The sequence below is a fragment of the Maribacter arenosus genome (assembly GCF_014610845.1).
GTDB classification, from domain to species: Bacteria; Bacteroidota; Bacteroidia; order Flavobacteriales; family Flavobacteriaceae; genus Maribacter_A; species Maribacter_A arenosus.
Window position 1 is genome coordinate 88,580 of the sequence record NZ_JABTCG010000003.1, and the last position, 20,572, is coordinate 109,151.

A 20,572-nucleotide genomic window follows, 5' to 3' on the forward strand; every position below is an offset into this window, starting at 1 on the left:
AGAAAGGCTTTTTTTTGGCTTAAAGACCAAATTTACTTACCTTAATAAAATATCTACTACTAATCAATGATTACTATATTACATGAATAACTTTTTATTTGTTGCCGCCGAAAATGACGGATTACATAAGTGCAAAGCAGGGGGTATGGGCGATGTGGTCCGCGATGTCCCTAGACAAATTTCGGAACGGGGAGATAAGGTACATGTAGTTGTCCCTGCTTATTCACGTTTACATCATGGGGGTATGTTCAAGACCAACCTTAATTTTGAATTGAGGGGCACTACCTACACCGCCGAATTATATGAAGTTATTCCCAAGAAAGAATTCAGTAATATCCACCATTATGTCATCCATCATCCTGAGATTGAAGGGGGTGAAATCGCAAAGATTTACCATGATAACTCTGTTGAACCTTTCTTTACAGATTTTATAAAATACGTAATTTTCTGTACCGCTGTGGCAGAGGCTATTAAGCAAGGGGCCTTTGGTGAGTTAGACATTGTACATATGCACGATTGGCACTCAAGCCTAGTGTTGTTTTTAAAAACCTATCATCCAGCATACGGGTCACTTAAAAAAATAAGGTTTGTATATACTATTCATAATTTGGCCATTCAGGGCATTAGACCTTTTGAAAATAATTATGCCTCATTAAGAAACTGGTTTCCAAATATTTCATACGACACTGAGAAGTTGAAAGACTATAGGTACCAAGACTGTATAAATCTAATGGCCGTGGGTATTCGCTTTGCAGATGCTGTACATACAGTTTCGCCCTCCTATAAGGAAGATGTTATGCTGCCCAGTAGGCCACCTGAGTTCATTGGAGGCGAGGGCCTCGAGAAAGACTTGAAGGAAGCCGATGAACAAGGACGTCTTTTTGGTATTTTAAATGGGAGTAACTATAGTAATATTAACGTAGAAACCAAGGGAATGATTTACCGAAACACGGTGATAGCATTGTTTCGGTGGCTACAAGATGAAACTAAAAAGTACAAAGCGGATTTTTTGGCCCACACGGGCGAAAAAATTATGAAGCACATCATAGAGAGTAGGCCCGGTTTTATTGTTTCTAGCGTGGCACGTTTAACAGAGCAGAAATTTTATTTCTTTAAACGTTCACCGGAAGCCTTTGTTGCAATTCTCAAAAAACTGGAAAAGGTAAATGGCATTTTTATACTATTAGGTACTGGGGCTCCTGAATATGAAGAATTATTCAGGAAAATAAGTTATGAGAATAGAAACTTCATATTTACCAATGGTCAATCAGAAAGATTGATTGATTCAATCTACCTTGAATCGGACCTCTATTTCATGCCAAGCCTCTTTGAGCCTTGTGGTATAAGCCAAATGCTGGCAATGCGAAATGGGGTGCCATGTCTGGTACATCATACAGGAGGATTAAAAGATACGGTTGAGCATATGAAGACAGGATTTAGTTTTGATGGGGATACCTTTGACGAAAAGATTAAGAACATGCTTGACACGTATGACTTGGCATTGGATATATATACGAATGACAAGCCCTTGTGGAAGAAAATACAGACCAATGCCAAGAAGATGAGATTTACCTGGAAGAAGTCCGTTGATGCTTACTACAAGTTGTTGTATTTATGCGGTTGATGGTTAATTTATTGGCTGTTTTACACTATTGTCAAAAAGGGCCATGAAGTTAGATTATTATCCTTCGCTCAATTGTTAAAATGACGCGTTTTTCTTAAATTTACTTTTCATATTAACTCATTAATACATACAAATGTCTGATAAAGCAATTCTTGAATACGATGGTAAGAAATATGAGTTTCCGGTAATTAAAGGTACTGAAGACGAATTGGCCATTGACATTAAAACATTAAGGCCAACAACAGGAATGATTACCATAGATCCCGGTTTTAAAAATACCGGTTCTTGTGAGAGTGCCATTACCTTTCTGAATGGGGAAAAGGGAATGCTCAGGTATAGGGGTTATTCGATTGAGGATTTAGCTGAAAAGGCCGATTTCTTGGAAGTTGCCTATTTACTCATTTTTGGGGAATTGCCAACTAAGGAGCAATTGAAAACATTCCATAACGATATAAAGGCTGAATCCCATGTAGATGAGGAAATGAAAAAGATTTTGGATGGGTTTCCTAAATCGGCACACCCAATGGGCGTATTGTCATCATTGACCAGTGCATTAATAGCTTTTAATCCTTCCTCGGTCAACGTATCCTCTGAAAAAGACATGTACCACGCGATTGTACGTATCATGGCCAAATTCCCAGTTCTTGTTGCATGGACCATGCGTAAGAAAAAAGGATTACCCCTAGATTATGGGGATGATAATTTGGGGTATGTTGAAAATCTTCATAAGATGATGTTCAAAAGGCCAAATAAGGATTATAAAACCAATAAGATCGCTATTGATGCGCTTGACAAGTTATTGATACTACATGCGGATCATGAACAGAACTGTTCCACCTCCACAGTACGGATAACCGGTTCATCGCACGCTGGCTTGTTCGTGTCGTTATCTGCAGGAATATCCGCTCTTTGGGGACCTTTACACGGTGGGGCCAATCAAGCCGTTCTAGAGATGCTCGAAGCGATTGATGAAGATGATGGGGACACTCAAAAATATATGGCGAAAGCCAAGGACAAAGACGATCCTTTTAGGTTAATGGGTTTTGGACATAGGGTGTACAAGAATTTTGATCCAAGGGCAAAAATACTTAAAAAATCAGCGGATGAGGTGTTAAGTGATTTGGGATTAGAAGACCCTATTTTGGATGTAGCGAAGGGTTTGGAAAAAGTGGCTTTGGAAGATCCTTATTTTGTAGATAGAAAATTATATCCCAATGTTGATTTCTATTCGGGAATAATATATCGTGCATTGGGCATTCCCACGGAAATGTTCACAGTAATGTTCGCCATGGGTCGACTACCTGGTTGGATTGCCCATTGGAGGGAAATGCGATTACGAAACGAACCTATTGGCCGTCCTAGGCAAGTATATATTGGTAAAACCTCTAGGCCTTTCGTGCCATTGAAAAAAAGGAAGTGATCCTTTTGAAATGAAGGTATATTTAAACCACCTATTTGCATTGTCGGAAATAGGTGGTTTTTTATGGTCGCCATAACCGAATTCATATATTTGCGCAAAATAGTACAATGCTACATCTTAATATAAAAGACGAAACTTCAAAATTAAAAGCTGTAGTTCTAGGTACTGCCAAAGAAAGTGGTCCCATACCACTTCCTGCAGCGGCTTATGATCCCAAATCCCTAGAGCATATTCTAGCGGGTACTTACCCCAAGGAAGAGGATATGATTTTGGAAATGGAAGCATTCGCAAAAGTCTTTAAGAAGTATGGTGTTCGGGTTTTTCGCCCAGAGGTACTCCCGGACTGCAATCAGATATTTTCGAGGGATATTGCCTTTGTGATCGAAGACAAATTGATAAAGGCGAATATTCTCCCTGACCGGGAAGAGGAATTTGAAGCCATACTTCATGTTCTCGACAAAATGGACCCTCGGAATATTTTATATCCCCCAAATGAGGTTCATATTGAGGGGGGGGATGTTATGCCTTGGAACGATTATATCTTTATCGGGACGTATACGGGAAAGGATTATCCGGATTATATTACAGCCCGGACCAATTGGCAGGGGGTGGAGTATATTAGGAAAATGTTTCCATCCAAAAAAGTCAAGTCCTTCGAATTGAGGAAATCGATAACCAACCCCAAAGAGAATGCATTGCATTTAGATTGTTGTTTTCAACCTGTTGGTAAGGACAAGGCGATCTTGCATAAAAATGGGTTTTTGATCGAAGAGGAATATGAATGGCTGTTAGCATATTTTGGAAAGGAGAATGTTTTTGAAATCACCGCAGATGAAATGTATCAGATGTGTAGTAATGTTTTTTCGATCGCTCCGGACGTTGTTGTATCAGAACGTAATTTCAACCGTTTAAACAGATGGTTGAGAGCTCAGGGGTTCACTGTTGAGGAAATTCCGTACGCCGAAGTCTCAAAGCAAGGTGGGTTACTCCGTTGCAGCACGTTGCCCTTGGTACGGGAATAGGTCAACTTTATATATTCTAGTATGTTTTTGTTTTTTAAGTAGTCCATACAGGGCTAAAAACCTAATTTTACCCAAACATCCAATTTTAGAAGATGCAGATTACAAATACCATTTTAATGATTCGTCCGGTGAATTTCAGGATGAACGAACAAACGGCCGTGAACAATTATTTCATGGAAGATATGGATTTGAAGAACCAGACCATAAACGCAAAAGCACAGGAGGAATTTGATGCATTTGTTTCGGTATTGAGGAGTAAGGGCGTAAATGTTATTGTTGTCGAAGACCGTAAAGACCCCGACACTCCAGATTCCGTTTTTCCCAACAATTGGGTCTCATTCCATGCGAATGGTACTGTAGTAGTGTATCCCATGTTCGCCGAGAATAGAAGGTTGGAAAGACGTGATGATATTTTTGATATTTTGGAACAGCATGGTTTTAGTATCAACGAAATCATAGATTATACGGCTGCCGAGCAAGAAGGGGTTTTTTTGGAAGGCACAGGGAGTATTTTAAAGGATAGGGTGAACCAAAAAGCCTATTGTGCGCTTTCAGATCGGGCACATGAAGAGTTGTTCATCGAGTTTTGTGAGGATTTTGATTGTTTCCCGGTTATTTTCAATGCCAATCAAACAGTGAATGGGGAACGCTTACCCATTTACCATACCAATGTAATGATGGCCATGGCGGAAAATTTCGCGGTTATTTGCCTGGATTCCATCGATGATAAAAATGAACGTAAAAATGTAATACATCATCTGAAAAAAGATGGTAAGGAAATTATTGAAATAACAGAAGCACAGATGCACCATTTTGCTGGAAATATGTTGCAGGTTATTGGTGCAAATGAACAGAGATTAATGGTAATGAGTTCGCAGGCTTATCATAGTCTTACCCCTCTGCAAATAAAGAACATTGAAAAGTATTGTGAGATCGTACATAGTAGCTTGGATACCATCGAAACCTGCGGTGGCGGTAGTGCCCGTTGCATGATGGCCGAAGTGTTTTTGCCAAAAGCTTAATGTATTAAATTAGAGAATCTTTTAGCAACATAGTTGTGGCTTTGAACGTATGAATGAAAGATTTTTACGTTTTGACAATATTTCGAATCATTCCCCCAAAAATAAAATAATGGAAAGGAACAATACTGTACCAGTACAACCTGCCTTTTAAGCCACGTGGTCTAAAGGTTGCTGTCTGATGTAGGACGTTGTTTTCATCGATCTTGAATTCGAGCCATGCCTCTCCTGGCAGTTTCATCTCGGCAAAAAGCAACAATCGTTTGGCCTCTTTATCAGCCAAAAGCACCCTCCAAAAATCCAGGGCATCACCAGGAAAAATCTTATCGGGATGCGTTCGCCCTCTTCGTAACCCAACACCGCCAGTTAATTTATCGATAAATCCCCTGATTTTCCATAGCCAATTGCCGTAATACCACCCATTTTCACCCCCTATTTTCCAAATGTTTTCCAAAACGGCCTGCGCATCCTTGACCTTTCTTTTTTGTTCATCTTTCAACACACCATATTTGGGAACCTGAATATATTTTTCAAGGTTTTTTTGAAAACGCCCACTGATCATACTGTCTTTCCAACTACTGATGACCAGATTTTGTTCAATTTTCTTAAAGGCCATAGCTATGGCTTCTTTGTAGCTGTGGGTTTCGATCCCTAGAATATCCTGTAACCTTCGATCTCTGGCAACAACTTCCATTTTCATACTGTCTACAAGGTTCATGGCCAATTTATATGAGGTAGAGGTTACGAAATACAGCCAATAGGAGGATAACTTGGGGGTCATAATAGGTACGGTGACAATCCAATTCTTAAAACCTCGTGTTTGAGCATATTGTTGAAGCATTTGTTTGTAGGTTAGTACATCAGACCCACCGATATCGAAAGAATCATTATAGGTTTTTTCATTCCCTATAACCCCTGTTAAAAAACGTACAACATCCCTAATGGCAATAGGTTGGGTTTTGGTCAACACCCATTTCGGGGTAATCATAAGAGGTAGCTTCTCACAAAGGTCTCGGATAATCTCAAATGAGGAGCTCCCTGATCCCACAATAATACCCGCCCTGAGTACCGTAAGGTTAAAGCCGCCACGAAACAGAATTTCCTCGACATTTTTACGCGAACTCAAATGTTTTGAGAGTTTTTCCTCATTGACGATACCGCTTAAGTAAATGACCTGTTTTACCCTGGTATCGGCCATATATCGATTAAACATTTCAGCCGATTGAGCTTCTTTAACATCAAAGTCGGAAGTTGACGAACTCATGGAATGGATAAGGTAATACGCGATATCAATATCCTTGGGAATAAGATTTGGCGTATATTCCTTTAAGAAATCTACTTCGATAATTTGTAATTGGGCTTTGGTATCCTCATCAATTGAAAAGCGATTTTTATCCCGCACTGCGCAGATTACCTCATGGCCCAATTCCAATAGTTGTGGCAATAATCGCATTCCTATATAACCATTGGCGCCAGTGAGAAGAATTTTCATATATCCTCGATTGAAGTGGGTTTGTTTTCGGTCCTAAAATCCAAAATCTTCTTAAAAAACTTTTGAATAGCCTTGGTGTCCGACTTGACTTTTATAAAGTGATGGTCTCTATAAACCGAATATACGGCGAAATCACCTTTGTAAACGGTCAATTTATAAAAGGGAATAACCAGGGCATAGCTTTCTAACAAAGAACGAAATCGTACAATAATACCCTTGGGCCTTAACTCGATATTACAACAATCGATGTTGTTGTCTAAAATGAGCAAATTCCTGATTTCAAGACTGGCCTCTGTGATGAACAACTTGGGGGATCCAATACCACCCATGGCCCAGCGCTCTTTTAAGGTAAAAGGTTTTCCGACTTCCTCATCGACTTTGCGCGTAACATCCCTATGGTTGTAAGAAACATTCAATAACATAGTATCTCTTTTTCATTAGCGGTACTAAAGTTAACCAAATCCTTGTGATTAACAGCTGCGCATCACTATTAAAGCTTAAAAATTGTTTAGTTTTGCTGCTTAAATTCAATAATCGATGAATATCCAAGATGTCCTTTCAGAAAAGGTCAAAGAAGCCATTTTTACCAATTTCAACGTAGAATTGCCGAATGTGGAATTTCAACCCACCCGTAAGGATTTTGAAGGGGATATTACGATTGTCGTATTTCCTATGCTCCGTTTTGTCAAGGGTAATCCTGAGCGCATAGGCAACCAGATCGGGGATTATTTGCAGCAACATGTCGAAGAGGTCTCCGGATATAACGTAGTCAAAGGATTTTTGAATGTTGTGATCAGTGATGCGTATTATCTTCGGTTTTTCAATACGATTAAGGATATTCGGAATTTCGGGTATAAAACAAATACCAGTAAGGAAGCGATAATGGTCGAATATTCTTCACCAAATACCAATAAGCCTTTGCATTTGGGCCATATTAGAAACAACCTGTTGGGGTATTCGGTTGCAGAAATAGTAAAGGCATCAGGAAAAAAGGTGTATAAGACCCAAATCATAAATGATAGGGGGATACATATTTGTAAAAGTATGTTGGCTTGGCAAAAATACGGTAAAGGGGAGACACCACAGAGTACAGGTCTAAAGGGCGATAAGTTGGTCGGGAAGTATTATGTTGCATTTGATAAAACCTATAAAGCCGAAGTAACAGCTATGGTGGCAGAGGGCATCGCAAAGGAAGTTGCCGAAAAAGAAGCCCCCATTCTTATGGAAGCCCAAGATATGCTACGAAAATGGGAAGCCGGGGATGATGAAGTGGTTGCCCTTTGGAAAAAGATGAACAGTTGGGTGTATACGGGTTTTGAAGAAACCTATAAAAACCTTGGCGTTGATTTTGACCAATTATATTTTGAAAGTAACACCTACCTTTTGGGAAAGGATGTCGTTGCCGATGGTTTGAAAAAAGGGGTGTTTTATAAAAAGGAGGACGGTAGTGTCTGGATCGATCTTACCGATGAAGGACTGGACGAAAAAATCGTATTGCGTTCCGATGGGACAGCGGTTTATATGACCCAGGATATAGGTACCGCCATCCAACGGGTAAAGGATTATCCCGATGTTATGGGAATGGTCTATACCGTGGGAAATGAACAGGACTATCATTTTAAGGTGTTGTTCCTGATTCTGAAAAAATTGGGTTTTGCCTGGGCAGACCAGTTACACCATCTAAGTTACGGAATGGTCGATTTGCCCAGTGGTAAAATGAAAAGCAGGGAAGGTACCGTGGTCGATGCGGATGATCTAATGGACGATATGACCCAGACGGCAGCCAAAATAGCACAGGAGCTGGGGAAGTTGGAAGATTATTCAACAGAAGAGAAACAGGAATTGTACAAAATAATAGGCTTGGGAGCTCTCAAGTATTTTATTTTAAAGGTAGATCCCAAGAAACGGATCTTGTTCAATCCTGAAGAGTCTGTCGATTTTCAAGGAAATACCGGGCCATTTATTCAGTACACCTATGCCCGAATACAGTCTATCCTACGAAAGGCGGAGGAGTTGTATCTGGAAGGTTTAGAAAATCCCGCGGTTCAAGATACCAAGCAAGACCTACTTGACGTTACCAACGAAGTAGGCATCCAATTAGGGCTTCATCCAAAAGAAAAGGAACTCATCAAGCAAATCCAACTCTTTCCGGAGACCATTAAATTGGCAGCCGAAAATTTTAGTCCGGCTTTGATAGCCAATTACACCTATGATCTCGTGAAGGAATTCAATTCATTCTATCAGCAAGTTTCCATCTTGGGAGAAACCAATGATCAAAAGAAAATGTTACGGGTGCAATTGTCTAAAAAAGTCGGTGAGGTCATTCAATCCGCATTTTTGTTATTAGGGATTCAAGTTCCAGAACGTATGTAGTTAAAACCTAACCCTGAAACTTATATTGGGGGTAAGGCCCAAAGAAACGCTTTCCACGGTCTCGATCTCATCATCATCATTAAGCCGATAATAGGTGTTAAGAATGTTCTTTCTATCGGTAAGGTTAAGAACAGATGCTCCCACCGTTGCATTTATCCTTGGCGATAGTTTAAAATCATAGATGGCAGAAACATCCATCCTTAGATAATCCGGTAACCGACTACTATTCGCTTCTTGAAAGGAAATTTGACTGGGAAAAAAGCTGGTATCCACTGGGTTGTCGGGGTCGGGTTCTGTATACGGTTTTCCGGTTCTATAGTTCAACCCTACACCGATTTTAAATTTGTTATAGGTATAATTACCGGCAAAGGTGATGGTATGGCGTACATCCAGATTATTGGGAAAGGTCTGGGGTACGATATCCTCGAAGGTATAATCGTTTAGATTATAGGAATAACTAAACCAAGCACTGTAATCCGATGTTTTTTTATTGACGAGGAATTCCAATCCCTTTACCGTATAACTTCCAATTTCCTCATTAAATTCCCCTTCACTCTGAAAGCCTTGGGTTCGCGCACTGATACCATTGACTTCTTTATAGAATCCTTCGATACCGACATATAGGCTAGGGTGGTCATAGTTGAGGCCTAAAGAACCTTGCTTGCTTTTGGTTATGGGTAAGGGCAGTAAAGGGTTATCAGGGTCGGCGATATACCAACGTCGTTTTTCTACGCCCAAAAAATTTTGTTCCAGATCAACGACCTGATGGGTGGTTTGGTTCTTGAACTCACCCTGTAGTTCCATTTTAAGATTATCCACAAGTTCATAATTGACATTTAGCCGTGGTTCGATAAAAAATTCACTGAAGGTGTTGAGGTTTTCAGAATAATTGAGACGGGTACCTCCACGAGCAAAGAGCTTCTTGTCGGGAGATCGGTATTCCAATTCGGAAAAAAGGGCATGTGTTCGCATAACCCCCTTTATTTTGTTGCTATATGGAGGTTGGGTCACATCTGAAAAGTTTAAAATCCCTGTTTCCGTTAATTGGTATCCATTTGACCAAGTTAAATTTTCGCTTAAGCTATAGGCAGTATTCAACTTTAGTGCGGTTTCAATAACTTCGTTTTCTTGGGATAGCAGCTGAGGTGAATTTACGGTAGTATTATCCGAATCAAGATTATAACGGGTATAATAGGCATTGATTTTTGTAGTGAAGATATCGCTCCAACGACTATCCAAACTACCCCCAATAGAAATATTCACTTGGTTCAACTTGCTCCTGGTTTCGCGTAAGGCCGTAAGATTCTGTTCTGTATAATCCAGATTATTATTGATGTTGATAAAACTGATACGAACTTTGTGGTCGGGACTTATATCGAACAAAAGCTTTCCTGTAAAATCATAGAAATAGAAATCCTGGGTCCTTTTGATTTCGTCGGTCTGACCACTAGTACTCATGATTTGACTATCTTGGAAAGCCCTATCGGAAAATTGATTATAGGTCGGGGTGTCAAAAAAGTCGGTCAATGAGCGTCGTGCGGAGAACAGGAATGCGGCATTTTGGGCAATGGGAACATAGCCATAAACATCCCCATTGATCAAATTGAAACCGGTACCTCCATAAAAATCCCCGGTAATATCATTTTTGGTTTCCATATCTAGGACCCCACTAACCCCATCACCATATTGGGCACTGGTACCATTTTTTATAAGGGTTACCTTGTCTGTCAAATACGGATTGAACGCTGAAATAAGACCAAAAAAGTGCCCGGATTGGTACATTTTTATACCATCCCAAAGGATAAGGTTCTGATCATTTGTTCCTCCTCGGATGTTGATGTTCGATACGGTTTCGTCAATACTTTCAATTCCTGGCAGGGCTTGAACGGTCTGAAGGACATCTGGTTCTATCAAACCTGGTAGAATACCGAAATCCTTAGTGGTCAATTGAATGCTGGCATCGATCTCCTTGCTTAGTCCTGTAGTTAAAAATTGATATACGATGACTTCATCTAATTGTTCGTATTTCAAATCTAATACTAAAGTCTTACAGGGATTATGGCTGACCAATTCCTCTGCCGTAATAAACAAGGGTTTAAAGCCTATATGCTTTATTTGGATCATCGACTTTCTTGGAATATTTTCCATAGAAAAATATCCATCACTATCGGTAATCATGGCAATATCACTATTGAGCACCGAAACTGAAGACCCGGTAACGGTATTTTCTTTGAAATTGTCCAAAACCGTTGCGCAGATATCTACCGTTATGCTTTTTGTGACGGTATAATAGCGCTCATTCAATTTTTGAATTTTCAACTGTGTCTGATCTCGAATATCGGAAAGTATGTCTTGAAGATCTTCAAAATGGCTGCTTTTGATGGTAATATCGGTGATATCGGCATCAATATAGGAGAACTTAATGTCATACCTAGTTTCAAGGCTTCGAAGTACGGAAATGAGTTTTTTAGCCGTGACGGAATCGTCCTGTGCCATTATTTTGGAGAAGGAAAAAAACAATAGCAGGCACGCAATAATCGATAAAAGCGGTTTATGGTGCGCTTTCGGCATAGAACAACACTTTATTCCCTTCTAATTTAAACTTTATTCGGGAAGGTACACTAATACTCTGTAACGCCAAATCTGTATTTGTGTTGCTAAAAGTGCCGGTAAATAATTTACCCAAATCAATATTTTGGGTCTTGACCTTTACATTGTGTTGTCTTTGAAATTCATCCAAAACATATTTTAGTGGAATACTCTTAAAAGTACTCTCATTATCCATCCAAGAGGGATTTAGGTTCTTTGGTTCTTCAGCTGGGACGATTTCGCCCTCAACAACCATAAAGGAAGTGCCTGCAGGTAATTTGGTTTCCGAGCCTTTATAGCTTACGCTAACCAAACCTTCAAAACAGGTTACCTCGAAAAAACCTTCACGACCTTCTACATTGAATTGCGTACCCAATACCGCTACAGTACCATGATCTGTTGTTACGGTAAAACGTTCACCTTTGGCTACTTTGAAGAAAGCTTCACCATTTAATGATACATTTCTTTCTGTGTCCCACTTTTTCTTACTATACGCTATTTTGGAATCGGCATTCATAATGATCTCAGAGGAATCCGGAAGAATCACCTCTTTATTCTCCGCAAACTGGGTGGTGATATTTTCATTTAAGGTATTTAAATAAAAATAGGAGCCTACCATAATAATGGTCACAGCTGCGGCAACCTTCAGGAATCTTCTGAACGGTTTCAGTTGCACCACTTTTGGTTCTTGCAAGATTCGTTTGTTCTTTATGGCCTGCAACGCATCTTCGACATCGAAATCTGGCCCTTCCATGGTTTTGGAAGCTTCCAGAATTCGCTGATAAGAAGCATACTCGTCAGATTTTTTAAATACTGCGAGTTCTTCCTCAGTGAGTTCGTTATTGAGCCATTTTGCCAAGTAATTCTCTTGCATGATTTCTAGCTTTACTATTTAATAACAATCCAGGTTCTAAAAACCCTACTTGTTCTTTTTATTTTTTGTTATTAATTGGTCGTTGATGGTATTATAATTATTGGGCGGAAACAATAATAATGTCAATATTTTCCATCAACCATCAACCATCAACCATCAACCATCAACCCGTTCATATTCCATCGATTTGTTCCCTTAAGGATTTCAAAGCCAAATGCATCCGCTTTTCTATGGCCTTGATACTAACCCCTTCCATTTCGGCTATTTCAGCATATTTTTTACCATCGATCCTGTTTAATAAAAATGTGGTTCGCTGGTTTTCGGGCAGCGCTTGCAAGGCATTGTCCAATTTTAGTTTAAACTCATTTTCCTCCATGACATATTCTGGGGTCTCATGATTGGTCGTAGTTACCCTATCGGCATATTTTAAACGTACCTTCTCAGCCTTTAATACATTCAGGTAAAGGTTATTGGCTATGGTATAAACATAAGCTTTGGCCTTAGCCGGGGTCACCTTGGCACAGTTCTCCCAAAGTCGTGCAAAAGCTTCCTGTACAGCGTCATAGGCTTTTTCTTCATTACCGTACTTATAATATATGTAGTTAAAAACCGTTTTGGAATTAGCCCTGAAGAGTGTACTGTATACCTCTTCATCACATACGTTATCCTTGGTGTCCGTGTTCAATTCGTTGGTTTTGTACCAAAGATATTTGAAAAAAATGAAATATTAGGGTAGGGTATTTTTAAAGTGGGTTGTTTCATAGTCATACGAACAAAAAATACCAAATCGTTATGAAAAAGTTTTTTAGTTACGCATTTTACACAAGCCTACTGGTAATAGCGTTGAGTTTTACGTCTTGTCAGGATGAATTTGAACCGTTACCGGAGGAAGGTGTCCAGGCAGAAGCGATTGCAGCGAGTTCCACAACTGCAAAATTAATCGAGGATACATGTTCCAATGATGGCTCTTTTGACAATATTGTGGACGAGTCGAGCTGTTTCAATATTAATTTTCCATACCGGGTCAAGGCCAACGGAGTCGATTTAACCATTAATTCTATCGATGACCTAGATTCCATTGAGGAGATTTTTGATGCCCTTGAGGAAGATGAGGACATAATTGATATCATATTTCCTATTACCATCACCTTGGCGGATTATGCCGAGATTACCATAAACGGTATCGAAGATCTAAGGGAACTTGCCAAAGAATGTAGGGAAGGTGGCGATGATGACGACATTGAATGTATTGATTTTGTGTATCCGATCACCTTGTACACTTTTGATCTCAACAATGAGGAAACAGGAAATTTCACAGTAGAAAGTGATAAGAATCTAAGACGTTTCTTTGCCGGATTGGATCAAAATGATTTGATCGGTATTGATTTTCCTATTACGTTAAAACTTTATGATGGTACTGAGGTGGTAGTGAATACTAACGCCGAATTGGCCAATGCCATTGAAAATGCAAAGGAATTATGTGATGAGGATGATGACAATGACCATAATGACGATGATTTTACGCAAGAAGATTTAGCGGATTATTTGGTATCGTGCCCTTGGTTGGTCAAAGAGGTAAAGAGAAACGATCAATTACAAACAGACCAATACTTCGACTATGTAATGAATTTTAAAGAGGATGGTAATGTAACTGTAAATGATAGGGAAGGAAACAGCATGACAGGTATATGGAGTATCAGGGAGACAGATTTCGCCCTACTTCTCAAATTGGAGTTTGAAACACTGGTCGATTTTAATCTAGAATGGTTTATATATGAGCAGGGTGAAGGTACGATCAAATTACACGTAAGTGACGGCAATAGGATAATCATGAAAAAAGGTTGTGACATCATCAACGATGATCCAACTACCTTACGTGAAGCACTAAAAGAGTGCGGCTGGATAATTAAAAAGGTATTCTATGATGGCCAAGAAGTAAAAAGACTATTAGGTTTTGAGTTCAATTTCGAGGCTGAAGGTGTTGTTACTTTAAGCAATGGGGATCTAGTTTCCCAAGGAAGTTGGGAGATAACGGTTAATGAACAAGGACGTTTGGTAATGGCGATTACAATGGGTGAAGAACCCGGAGTTAGTTTCGAATGGCCTTTAAGTGAACTTAGAAATGAGCGATTGAAGTTTGAGATTCCCGGTACCGATTATATGTTGATTCTTGAAAGGAATTGTGATAATGATGATAACGATGAAGATGTAACTTGGATCAGGGGATTATTCAATGACACCGATTGGGAATTGGCTTTGTTCTCTCAAAATGAAGACCCCCTTACCGAGGCTTATGCCGATTATACCTATAGATTTGGTATGGATGGTACTATCACGGTACTCGATATGGTTATGACCGAAATCAGTGCAGGCAACTGGTATGTGTATCGAAATAGCGATGGTAAATTGGAGATGATCATTCGTTTTGGATCTGATAGTAACTTCTATCCGTTAGGCAATGATTACAAGATCCTAGAAATAGAAGAAAACCGATTGGAGCTAAAGCACGAGAATGACTATGATGGATATGACCATCTCGTTTTCGAAAAGAAATAAATTTATGATAACCCCGATGACTTTGCGCATCGGGGTTACTTTGTTAACATAACCCCAAAAACCTACTTACCTATGAAACGAAGAATAATTTGTATGGCAATTGCCTTGCTTAGTATAGGACTGATCAGTTCTTGCAGTGAGGATGAAGTAAAAGTGGACGAAGAAATCACAGCGGCCGATATGGCAAGCATAAAAGCCACGGTTGAATCTGGTGATTGGAGCATCAGCAAATATTCTGATGATGATATTGATGAAACCAGTAACTATGTTGGTTTCAGTTTTAGGTTCAATTCCGATGGTACGCTTGGGGCAACTGATGGGAATACTTCAGTGTCGGGAGCGTGGTCAATGACCACATCGGAGGCCGATGAACTCGATTTCAATATATTTTTCACGGCCCCTGATATATTTGAAGAACTTGCCGATGATTGGGAAGTCTTGAAATATTCAAGCTCTAAAATCGAACTGATCGACATAAGTGATGATGAAAGTTCAACCGACTATTTGACCTTTGAAAAAAAATAAACCTTATTTGCCCCACATTTTTTTGAAAGGCATCCATTTTAAATGGGTGCCTTTTTAAATTTTAGACCAAAAGGATTAGGTTTTCCTTGTTCGATAAAATACTGAACAATCCACGATTCTTATTAACACTCCCTTGCCTATGGGCACTATATTTCTTTACTTTGCAAACCTCCGCTAATAAGGAAAGAATATGTTTGATAATTTAAGTGAAAAGCTGGATAAAGCGCTACACGTCCTTAAAGGACATGGGCAGATTACCGAAATAAATGTGGCAGAGACCACCAAGGAAGTCCGAAGGGCTTTATTGGATGCCGATGTCAACTTTAAGATAGCCAAAGAATTCACCAATAGGGTGAAGGAAAAAGCATTGGGCCAAAATGTATTGACCACTTTACAACCTGGCCAATTAATGGTCAAGATCGTAAAGGATGAACTGACCCAGCTTATGGGTGGCGAAACTGAGGGTATAGATTTGTCAGGTTCCCCTTCGATTATCCTAATGTCTGGTTTACAGGGTTCAGGTAAAACCACCTTCTCAGGAAAGTTGGCTAATTATCTTAAGACCAAGAAAAACAAAAAGCCATTGTTGGTAGCGTGCGATGTTTACCGCCCCGCGGCAATAGACCAGTTGCATGTAGTTGGGGATCAAATTGGTATTGAGGTATTTTCAGATCGGGAGAATAATGATCCGATAGCTATTGCCCAAGCAGGTGTTGCCCATGCAAAAGCCAATGGCCATAATGTGGTTATCATTGATACCGCCGGTCGTTTGGCAGTCGATGAGAGGATGATGAACGAGATATCGAATATCCGTAACGCCATAAAACCACAGGAAACACTTTTCGTAGTAGATTCCATGACAGGCCAGGATGCGGTTAATACGGCCAAGGCTTTTAATGATGTTCTGAATTTTGATGGGGTCATCTTGACCAAATTGGATGGTGATACCCGGGGGGGTGCTGCAATATCCATTAAATCGGTAGTCGATAAACCCATTAAGTTCATCGGTACGGGTGAAAAGATGGAGGCCATAGATGTATTCCATCCCTCGAGAATGGCGGATCGAATATTGGGTATGGGCGATGTGATCTCCTTGGTCGAAAGGGCACAAGAGCAGTTCGATGAAGAGGAAGCACGAAAGATTCAAAAGAAAATCGCCAAGAATAAATTCGGTTTTGATGATTTCCTGAGCCAGATCCAACAGATCAAGAAAATGGGGAATATCAAGGATCTAATGGGTATGATTCCCGGTGCGGGAAAGGCGTTGAAAGGATTGGATATAGATGATGACGCCTTTAAACATATTGAGGCGATAATTCATTCGATGACCCCAGACGAACGATCTACGCCCTCAAAATTGAATGCCAGTCGTAAAAAACGAATTGCAAAAGGAAGTGGTCGGGATGTACAGGAAATCAATCAGCTATTAAAGCAGTTCGACCAAATGAGCAAAATGATGAAAATGATGCAAGGTGGTGGCGGTAAAAAGATGATGCAGATGATGGGGGGAGGCTTGGGCCGAAAGTAAATAGTAGGCAGTTGCAGTTAGCAGCGGCAATTACGTCTTTTAAATGGTCATAAATGAGTTTTAAAACGCTTGAAGGTTATAAAAAAGGTTTTGATTTAGCTATGGATGTTTATCAAGTATCAAAAAGCTTTCCTAAAGAAGAGACCTTTTCGTTGACCGATCAGATCAGACGATCCTCTAGGTCGGTTTGCGCCAATATTTCAGAGGCTTATAGAAAACGAAGATATGTTAAGAATTGGATCAGATAGTTGACCGATTCCGATGGTGAAAATTCAGAGACGCAAGTTTGGCTAGATTTTGCTAAAGCGTGCAATTATATTAGTGATGATCACTTTAATCAACTAACTGAACGTAGTGAAGAAGTTGGAAGATTATTAAATTATATGATAAATAACCCGGGCAAATTTGAAGTCAAGGAGAATTAATGTTACAGGAAACTGTAAACATATATAACTGTAGACTGCAACTGCCAACTGAATACTTTTTAAATGACAATTCTAGACGGAAAAAAGATTTCGAATCAAATAAAAGAGGAAATTGCTGCTGAGGTGGCCAAAATGAAAGAAAACGGGGAGAAAGTCCCTCATCTGGCCGCAATTATCGTTGGGAATGACGGGGCCAGTTTAACCTATGTGGGTAGCAAGGTACGTTCATGCAAGCGGGTAGGTTTTGAATCGACCTTAGTACAAATGCCAAGTACAACTTCAGAAATCGAGTTGTTGAGAAAGATAGAACAGTTGAACCAAAATGATGATATCGATGGTTTTATTGTACAGCTTCCTTTACCCGATCAAATCGATACCCAAAAGGTTATTATGGCTGTTGATCCCGACAAGGATGTCGATGGTTTCCACCCAACCAATTTTGGTAAAATGGCCTTAGACATGAGTACCTTCATTCCTGCCACGCCTTTTGGTATTTTGGAATTGATCGAACGCTATGGCGTAGAGACACAGGGCAAACATACGGTGGTTATCGGTAGAAGCCATATCGTTGGTCGCCCCATGAGTATATTGATGGGACGAAAGGGATTCCCGGGAAACTCGACCGTAACATTGACACATAGTAGAACAAAGAATATAACTCAAATAACTTCCCAGGCAGATATTATTATCTCAGCTTTAGGGGTGCCCAATTTCCTTAAAGCTGAAATGGTCAAAGACGATGTTGTCGTTATAGACGTCGGTATTACGCGTGTTCCAGATGATACCAAGGAAAAAGGATATTATATAACCGGGGATGTAGATTTTGAGAATGTAAGTAAAAAAGCATCATTTATAACCCCTGTTCCTGGTGGGGTTGGTCCCATGACCATTGCCATGCTGCTCAAGAATACCTTATTAGCCCGAGAAAGGCATAGAGGTAGAAAGTAAAGGGATTCCCTTTTTAAAAAAGCCTTTTATTTGGAGTCTAAGGATTATTTTATCTAACATGACTCTTATTTTATAGTCGAATTCTAAAACTATTTCAAGCTAAAACAATATGAAAAAAACGGTAGTATTAAAATCTACTTTGGCCATGGTTATTTTAATGGCAATTGGATGTAAAAACGATCAAAAAGAAAACATCGAAAATAAGGAATTAACATCAGGAATACTTACGCAATATATGGATACCCTGGTGAATCCCGGAGATGACTTTTCAGCTTATGTAAATGGTACTTGGGTAAAGAATACGGAGATTCCTGCTGATAAGTCGTCTTATGGCGTGGCGTATATTATTTACGAAGAATCAGAGGATGCCGTGAAGAAAATTATCGAGGAATCTGCTTCTGGTGATTTTGCTGCGGGTTCAGATGAACAAAAAGTGGGCGACCTGTTCCAATCCTATATGGATATGGAAAAAAGGAATGAATTGGGAGTTGCACCTTTGCAGCCTGAGTTGGCCAAAATTGATGCTATTAGCAACTACGATGAATTGGCTACTTATTTTGGTTACGCCAACACGTATAGCATTAACAATCCAATGACCATGTTTATAAGTACAGATTTTAAAAACCCTGATGTATATGCGGTTTATGCCTATCAATCCGGATTGGGTTTGCCGGATCGGGAATATTACTTGAAAACAGACGACAGATCAAAAGAAATACAGTCCAAATACGTAGAACACATAGAAAAAATGTTTGATTTGGCTAACATGTCGGAAGGGAGCAATGCTGCCAAGAAAATTATGGAGTTGGAAACTAAAATTGCATCCAAGCATTTAGAAAAGGAGAAAGCAAGAAATTGGGTAGAATTATATAATATGTTTCCAGTAGATACCCTTTCGAACATTATGCCCAATTTTAATTGGGATAACTATTTGAAAGCATCCGGTTTGGAAAAGCTGGATAAATTATGTGTATTAACCTTGGATTATACTATAGCGCTGGATAAAATTATTGCGTCTACTGATTTAAGTACTTGGAAAACCTATCTAAAATGGAGTGTCTTGGATGCAAATGCTTCCAGGCTAAATGAAGTTTTGGACAATCAGAATTGGGAATTTTATAGCAAGGAACTTAGAGGGACACAGGAACAACGGCCACTATGGCGAAGAGGGGTTTCTGCTGTGAATGGTGCATTGGGCGAAGTTGTGGGTAAGGTGTACGTGAAAAAACATTTTTCACCAGAGGCCAAGGCCCATATGGAAATTTTAGTCGACAATCTATTAAAGGCCTATGAGGTAAGTATAAAGGATTTGGATTGGATGGGTAAGGATACCAAAAACGAAGCTTTGGATAAGTTAAGCAAGTTTACCCCAAAAATTGGGTATCCCGATAAATGGAAATCTTATGATATTGAAATAAAGGCGGATGATTTATTTGGAAATTTAAAGAGATCTACCTTATTGGAGCATAATAGGGAACTGGCAAAATTAGGTCAGCCCATTGATAAGGATGAATGGGGAATGAATCCTCAAACCGTGAACGCTTACTACAACCCAACAATGAATGAAATAGTTTTTCCAGCGGCTATTTTACAACCGCCATTTTTTGATTTGAATGCGGAAGATGCCGTTAACTATGGTGCTATTGGGGCTATAATCGGCCATGAAATCGGACATGGTTTTGATAACAGAGGCAGTACTTTTGATGGTGATGGTGCCCTGCGCAATTGGTGGACCGAAGCCGATAAAGAGGAGTTTGAAAAGCGCACCGAAGCACTGATCGAGCAGTATAATGGTTTTGAGGTACTACCTGATTTGAATATAAATGGGGAGTTTACCCTTGGAGAGAACATTGGTGATCTAGGCGGATTAAGTATTGCATTGAAAGCTTATAAAATGTCGTTGGAAGGTAAGGAGTCGCCTAAAATCGATGGTTTTACAGGAGACCAAAGGGTATTTATCGGGTATGCCCAATCTTATAGGAACAAAGCTAGGGATGAATCGTTACGGGTTCAAATCAATACCGATCCCCATTCCCCGGCCGACTTTAGGGTAAATGGAGTTGTACGGAATATTCCAGAATTCTATACGACTTTCAATGTAAAAGAAACCGATTCTTTGTATTTGGCACCTGAGGAAAGAGTGAAAATTTGGTAGTCTCCAGAATAATAAAATGAAT

The 20,572-nt window shown here is 39.7% G+C and carries 15 protein-coding genes and 1 pseudogene; 11 read left to right on the top strand and 5 right to left on the bottom strand.

Going from position 1 to position 20,572, the window contains the following annotated elements; all coding sequences use genetic code 11:
* Positions 1–82: 82 nt before the first annotated feature.
* The 4 genes from HPE63_RS08520 to ctlX all read left to right on the top strand — a co-directional run bounded on the left by HPE63_RS08520 (position 83) and on the right by ctlX (position 5,088).
* A complete protein-coding gene (locus tag HPE63_RS08520; protein ID WP_188313851.1) occupies positions 83–1,624 on the top strand; it encodes a glycogen synthase in 1,542 nt (513 codons plus the stop codon).
* Between the two features lie 133 nt (positions 1,625–1,757).
* On the top strand, positions 1,758–3,044 hold the full coding sequence (locus HPE63_RS08525) for a citrate synthase (RefSeq protein ID WP_188313852.1): 1,287 nt from the start codon (positions 1,758–1,760) through the stop codon (positions 3,042–3,044).
* 107 nt (positions 3,045–3,151) lie between these two features.
* On the top strand, positions 3,152–4,066 hold the full coding sequence (locus HPE63_RS08530; RefSeq protein WP_188313853.1) for a dimethylarginine dimethylaminohydrolase family protein: 915 nt from the start codon (positions 3,152–3,154) through the stop codon (positions 4,064–4,066).
* A gap of 92 nt (positions 4,067–4,158) precedes the next feature.
* A complete protein-coding gene (gene ctlX, locus HPE63_RS08535) occupies positions 4,159–5,088 on the top strand; it encodes a citrulline utilization hydrolase CtlX (protein WP_188313854.1) in 930 nt (309 codons plus the stop codon).
* A 64-nt stretch (positions 5,089–5,152) separates the two neighbouring features.
* Here the strand turns inward: ctlX and HPE63_RS08540 are convergent, their stop codons facing one another.
* Both HPE63_RS08540 and HPE63_RS08545 read right to left on the bottom strand, forming a co-directional pair.
* Positions 5,153–6,577 carry an SDR family oxidoreductase gene (locus HPE63_RS08540; protein ID WP_188313855.1) on the bottom strand — a complete coding sequence of 475 codons (1,425 nt, stop codon included), beginning with the start codon at positions 6,575–6,577 and terminating at the stop codon, positions 5,153–5,155.
* Positions 6,574–6,999: a hypothetical protein gene (locus HPE63_RS08545; protein WP_188313856.1), complete on the bottom strand. Its 426-nt coding sequence runs from the start codon at positions 6,997–6,999 to the stop codon at positions 6,574–6,576. The genes HPE63_RS08540 and HPE63_RS08545 overlap by 4 nt, the downstream gene beginning before the upstream one ends.
* 115 nt (positions 7,000–7,114) lie before the next feature.
* On the opposite strand from HPE63_RS08545, the gene argS reads away from it, so the two are divergent.
* On the top strand, positions 7,115–8,950 hold the full coding sequence (gene argS, locus HPE63_RS08550) for an arginine--tRNA ligase (protein WP_188313857.1): 1,836 nt from the start codon (positions 7,115–7,117) through the stop codon (positions 8,948–8,950).
* Here argS and HPE63_RS08555 read toward each other — a convergent pair whose 3' ends face one another.
* The 3 genes from HPE63_RS08555 to HPE63_RS08565 form a co-directional block, all read right to left on the bottom strand.
* Positions 8,951–11,521: a TonB-dependent receptor gene (locus HPE63_RS08555; protein WP_188313858.1), complete on the bottom strand. Its 2,571-nt coding sequence runs from the start codon at positions 11,519–11,521 to the stop codon at positions 8,951–8,953.
* The gene (locus HPE63_RS08560) at positions 11,502–12,413 is read right to left on the bottom strand and encodes a FecR family protein (protein ID WP_188313859.1); all 912 of its coding nucleotides are present in this window, start codon (positions 12,411–12,413) and stop codon (positions 11,502–11,504) included. Before HPE63_RS08560 ends, HPE63_RS08555 begins: the two co-directional genes overlap by 20 nt.
* A gap of 172 nt (positions 12,414–12,585) precedes the next feature.
* On the bottom strand, positions 12,586–13,098 hold the full coding sequence (locus HPE63_RS08565) for an RNA polymerase sigma factor (protein WP_188313860.1): 513 nt from the start codon (positions 13,096–13,098) through the stop codon (positions 12,586–12,588).
* Between the two features lie 107 nt (positions 13,099–13,205).
* Here HPE63_RS08565 and HPE63_RS08570 point away from each other — a divergent pair, with 107 nt between their 5' ends.
* The 6 genes and pseudogenes from HPE63_RS08570 to HPE63_RS08595 all read left to right on the top strand — a co-directional run bounded on the left by HPE63_RS08570 (position 13,206) and on the right by HPE63_RS08595 (position 20,550).
* Positions 13,206–14,969: a hypothetical protein gene (locus tag HPE63_RS08570; RefSeq protein ID WP_223198098.1), complete on the top strand. Its 1,764-nt coding sequence runs from the start codon at positions 13,206–13,208 to the stop codon at positions 14,967–14,969.
* 72 nt (positions 14,970–15,041) lie between these two features.
* Positions 15,042–15,494: a hypothetical protein gene (locus HPE63_RS08575; RefSeq protein ID WP_188313861.1), complete on the top strand. Its 453-nt coding sequence runs from the start codon at positions 15,042–15,044 to the stop codon at positions 15,492–15,494.
* A 190-nt stretch (positions 15,495–15,684) separates the two neighbouring features.
* Complete coding sequence (gene ffh / locus HPE63_RS08580; protein ID WP_188313862.1) at positions 15,685–17,022, top strand: signal recognition particle protein; 1,338 nt, start codon at positions 15,685–15,687, stop codon at positions 17,020–17,022.
* A gap of 53 nt (positions 17,023–17,075) precedes the next feature.
* A pseudogene (locus HPE63_RS08585) lies at positions 17,076–17,447 on the top strand (four helix bundle protein).
* 63 nt (positions 17,448–17,510) lie between these two features.
* Complete coding sequence (locus HPE63_RS08590) at positions 17,511–18,395, top strand: bifunctional 5,10-methylenetetrahydrofolate dehydrogenase/5,10-methenyltetrahydrofolate cyclohydrolase (RefSeq protein WP_188313863.1); 885 nt, start codon at positions 17,511–17,513, stop codon at positions 18,393–18,395.
* Positions 18,396–18,504: 109 nt separating this feature from the next.
* Complete coding sequence (locus HPE63_RS08595; RefSeq protein WP_188313864.1) at positions 18,505–20,550, top strand: M13 family metallopeptidase; 2,046 nt, start codon at positions 18,505–18,507, stop codon at positions 20,548–20,550.
* Positions 20,551–20,572 lie beyond the last annotated feature (22 nt).

Coding starts and splice junctions, on each gene's coding strand:
- HPE63_RS08525 (WP_188313852.1), top strand. CDS start 1,758: ATGTCTGATAAAGCAATTCTTGAATACGATGGTAAGAAATATGAGTTT.
- HPE63_RS08590 (WP_188313863.1), top strand. CDS start 17,511: ATGACAATTCTAGACGGAAAAAAGATTTCGAATCAAATAAAAGAGGAA.
- HPE63_RS08575 (WP_188313861.1), top strand. CDS start 15,042: ATGAAACGAAGAATAATTTGTATGGCAATTGCCTTGCTTAGTATAGGA.
- HPE63_RS08570 (WP_223198098.1), top strand. CDS start 13,206: ATGAAAAAGTTTTTTAGTTACGCATTTTACACAAGCCTACTGGTAATA.
- HPE63_RS08530 (WP_188313853.1), top strand. CDS start 3,152: ATGCTACATCTTAATATAAAAGACGAAACTTCAAAATTAAAAGCTGTA.
- HPE63_RS08595 (WP_188313864.1), top strand. CDS start 18,505: ATGAAAAAAACGGTAGTATTAAAATCTACTTTGGCCATGGTTATTTTA.
- argS (WP_188313857.1), top strand. CDS start 7,115: ATGAATATCCAAGATGTCCTTTCAGAAAAGGTCAAAGAAGCCATTTTT.
- HPE63_RS08555 (WP_188313858.1), bottom strand. CDS start 11,521: ATGCCGAAAGCGCACCATAAACCGCTTTTATCGATTATTGCGTGCCTG.
- ffh (WP_188313862.1), top strand. CDS start 15,685: ATGTTTGATAATTTAAGTGAAAAGCTGGATAAAGCGCTACACGTCCTT.
- HPE63_RS08540 (WP_188313855.1), bottom strand. CDS start 6,577: ATGAAAATTCTTCTCACTGGCGCCAATGGTTATATAGGAATGCGATTA.
- HPE63_RS08545 (WP_188313856.1), bottom strand. CDS start 6,999: ATGTTATTGAATGTTTCTTACAACCATAGGGATGTTACGCGCAAAGTC.
- HPE63_RS08520 (WP_188313851.1), top strand. CDS start 83: ATGAATAACTTTTTATTTGTTGCCGCCGAAAATGACGGATTACATAAG.
- ctlX (WP_188313854.1), top strand. CDS start 4,159: ATGCAGATTACAAATACCATTTTAATGATTCGTCCGGTGAATTTCAGG.
- HPE63_RS08560 (WP_188313859.1), bottom strand. CDS start 12,413: ATGCAAGAGAATTACTTGGCAAAATGGCTCAATAACGAACTCACTGAG.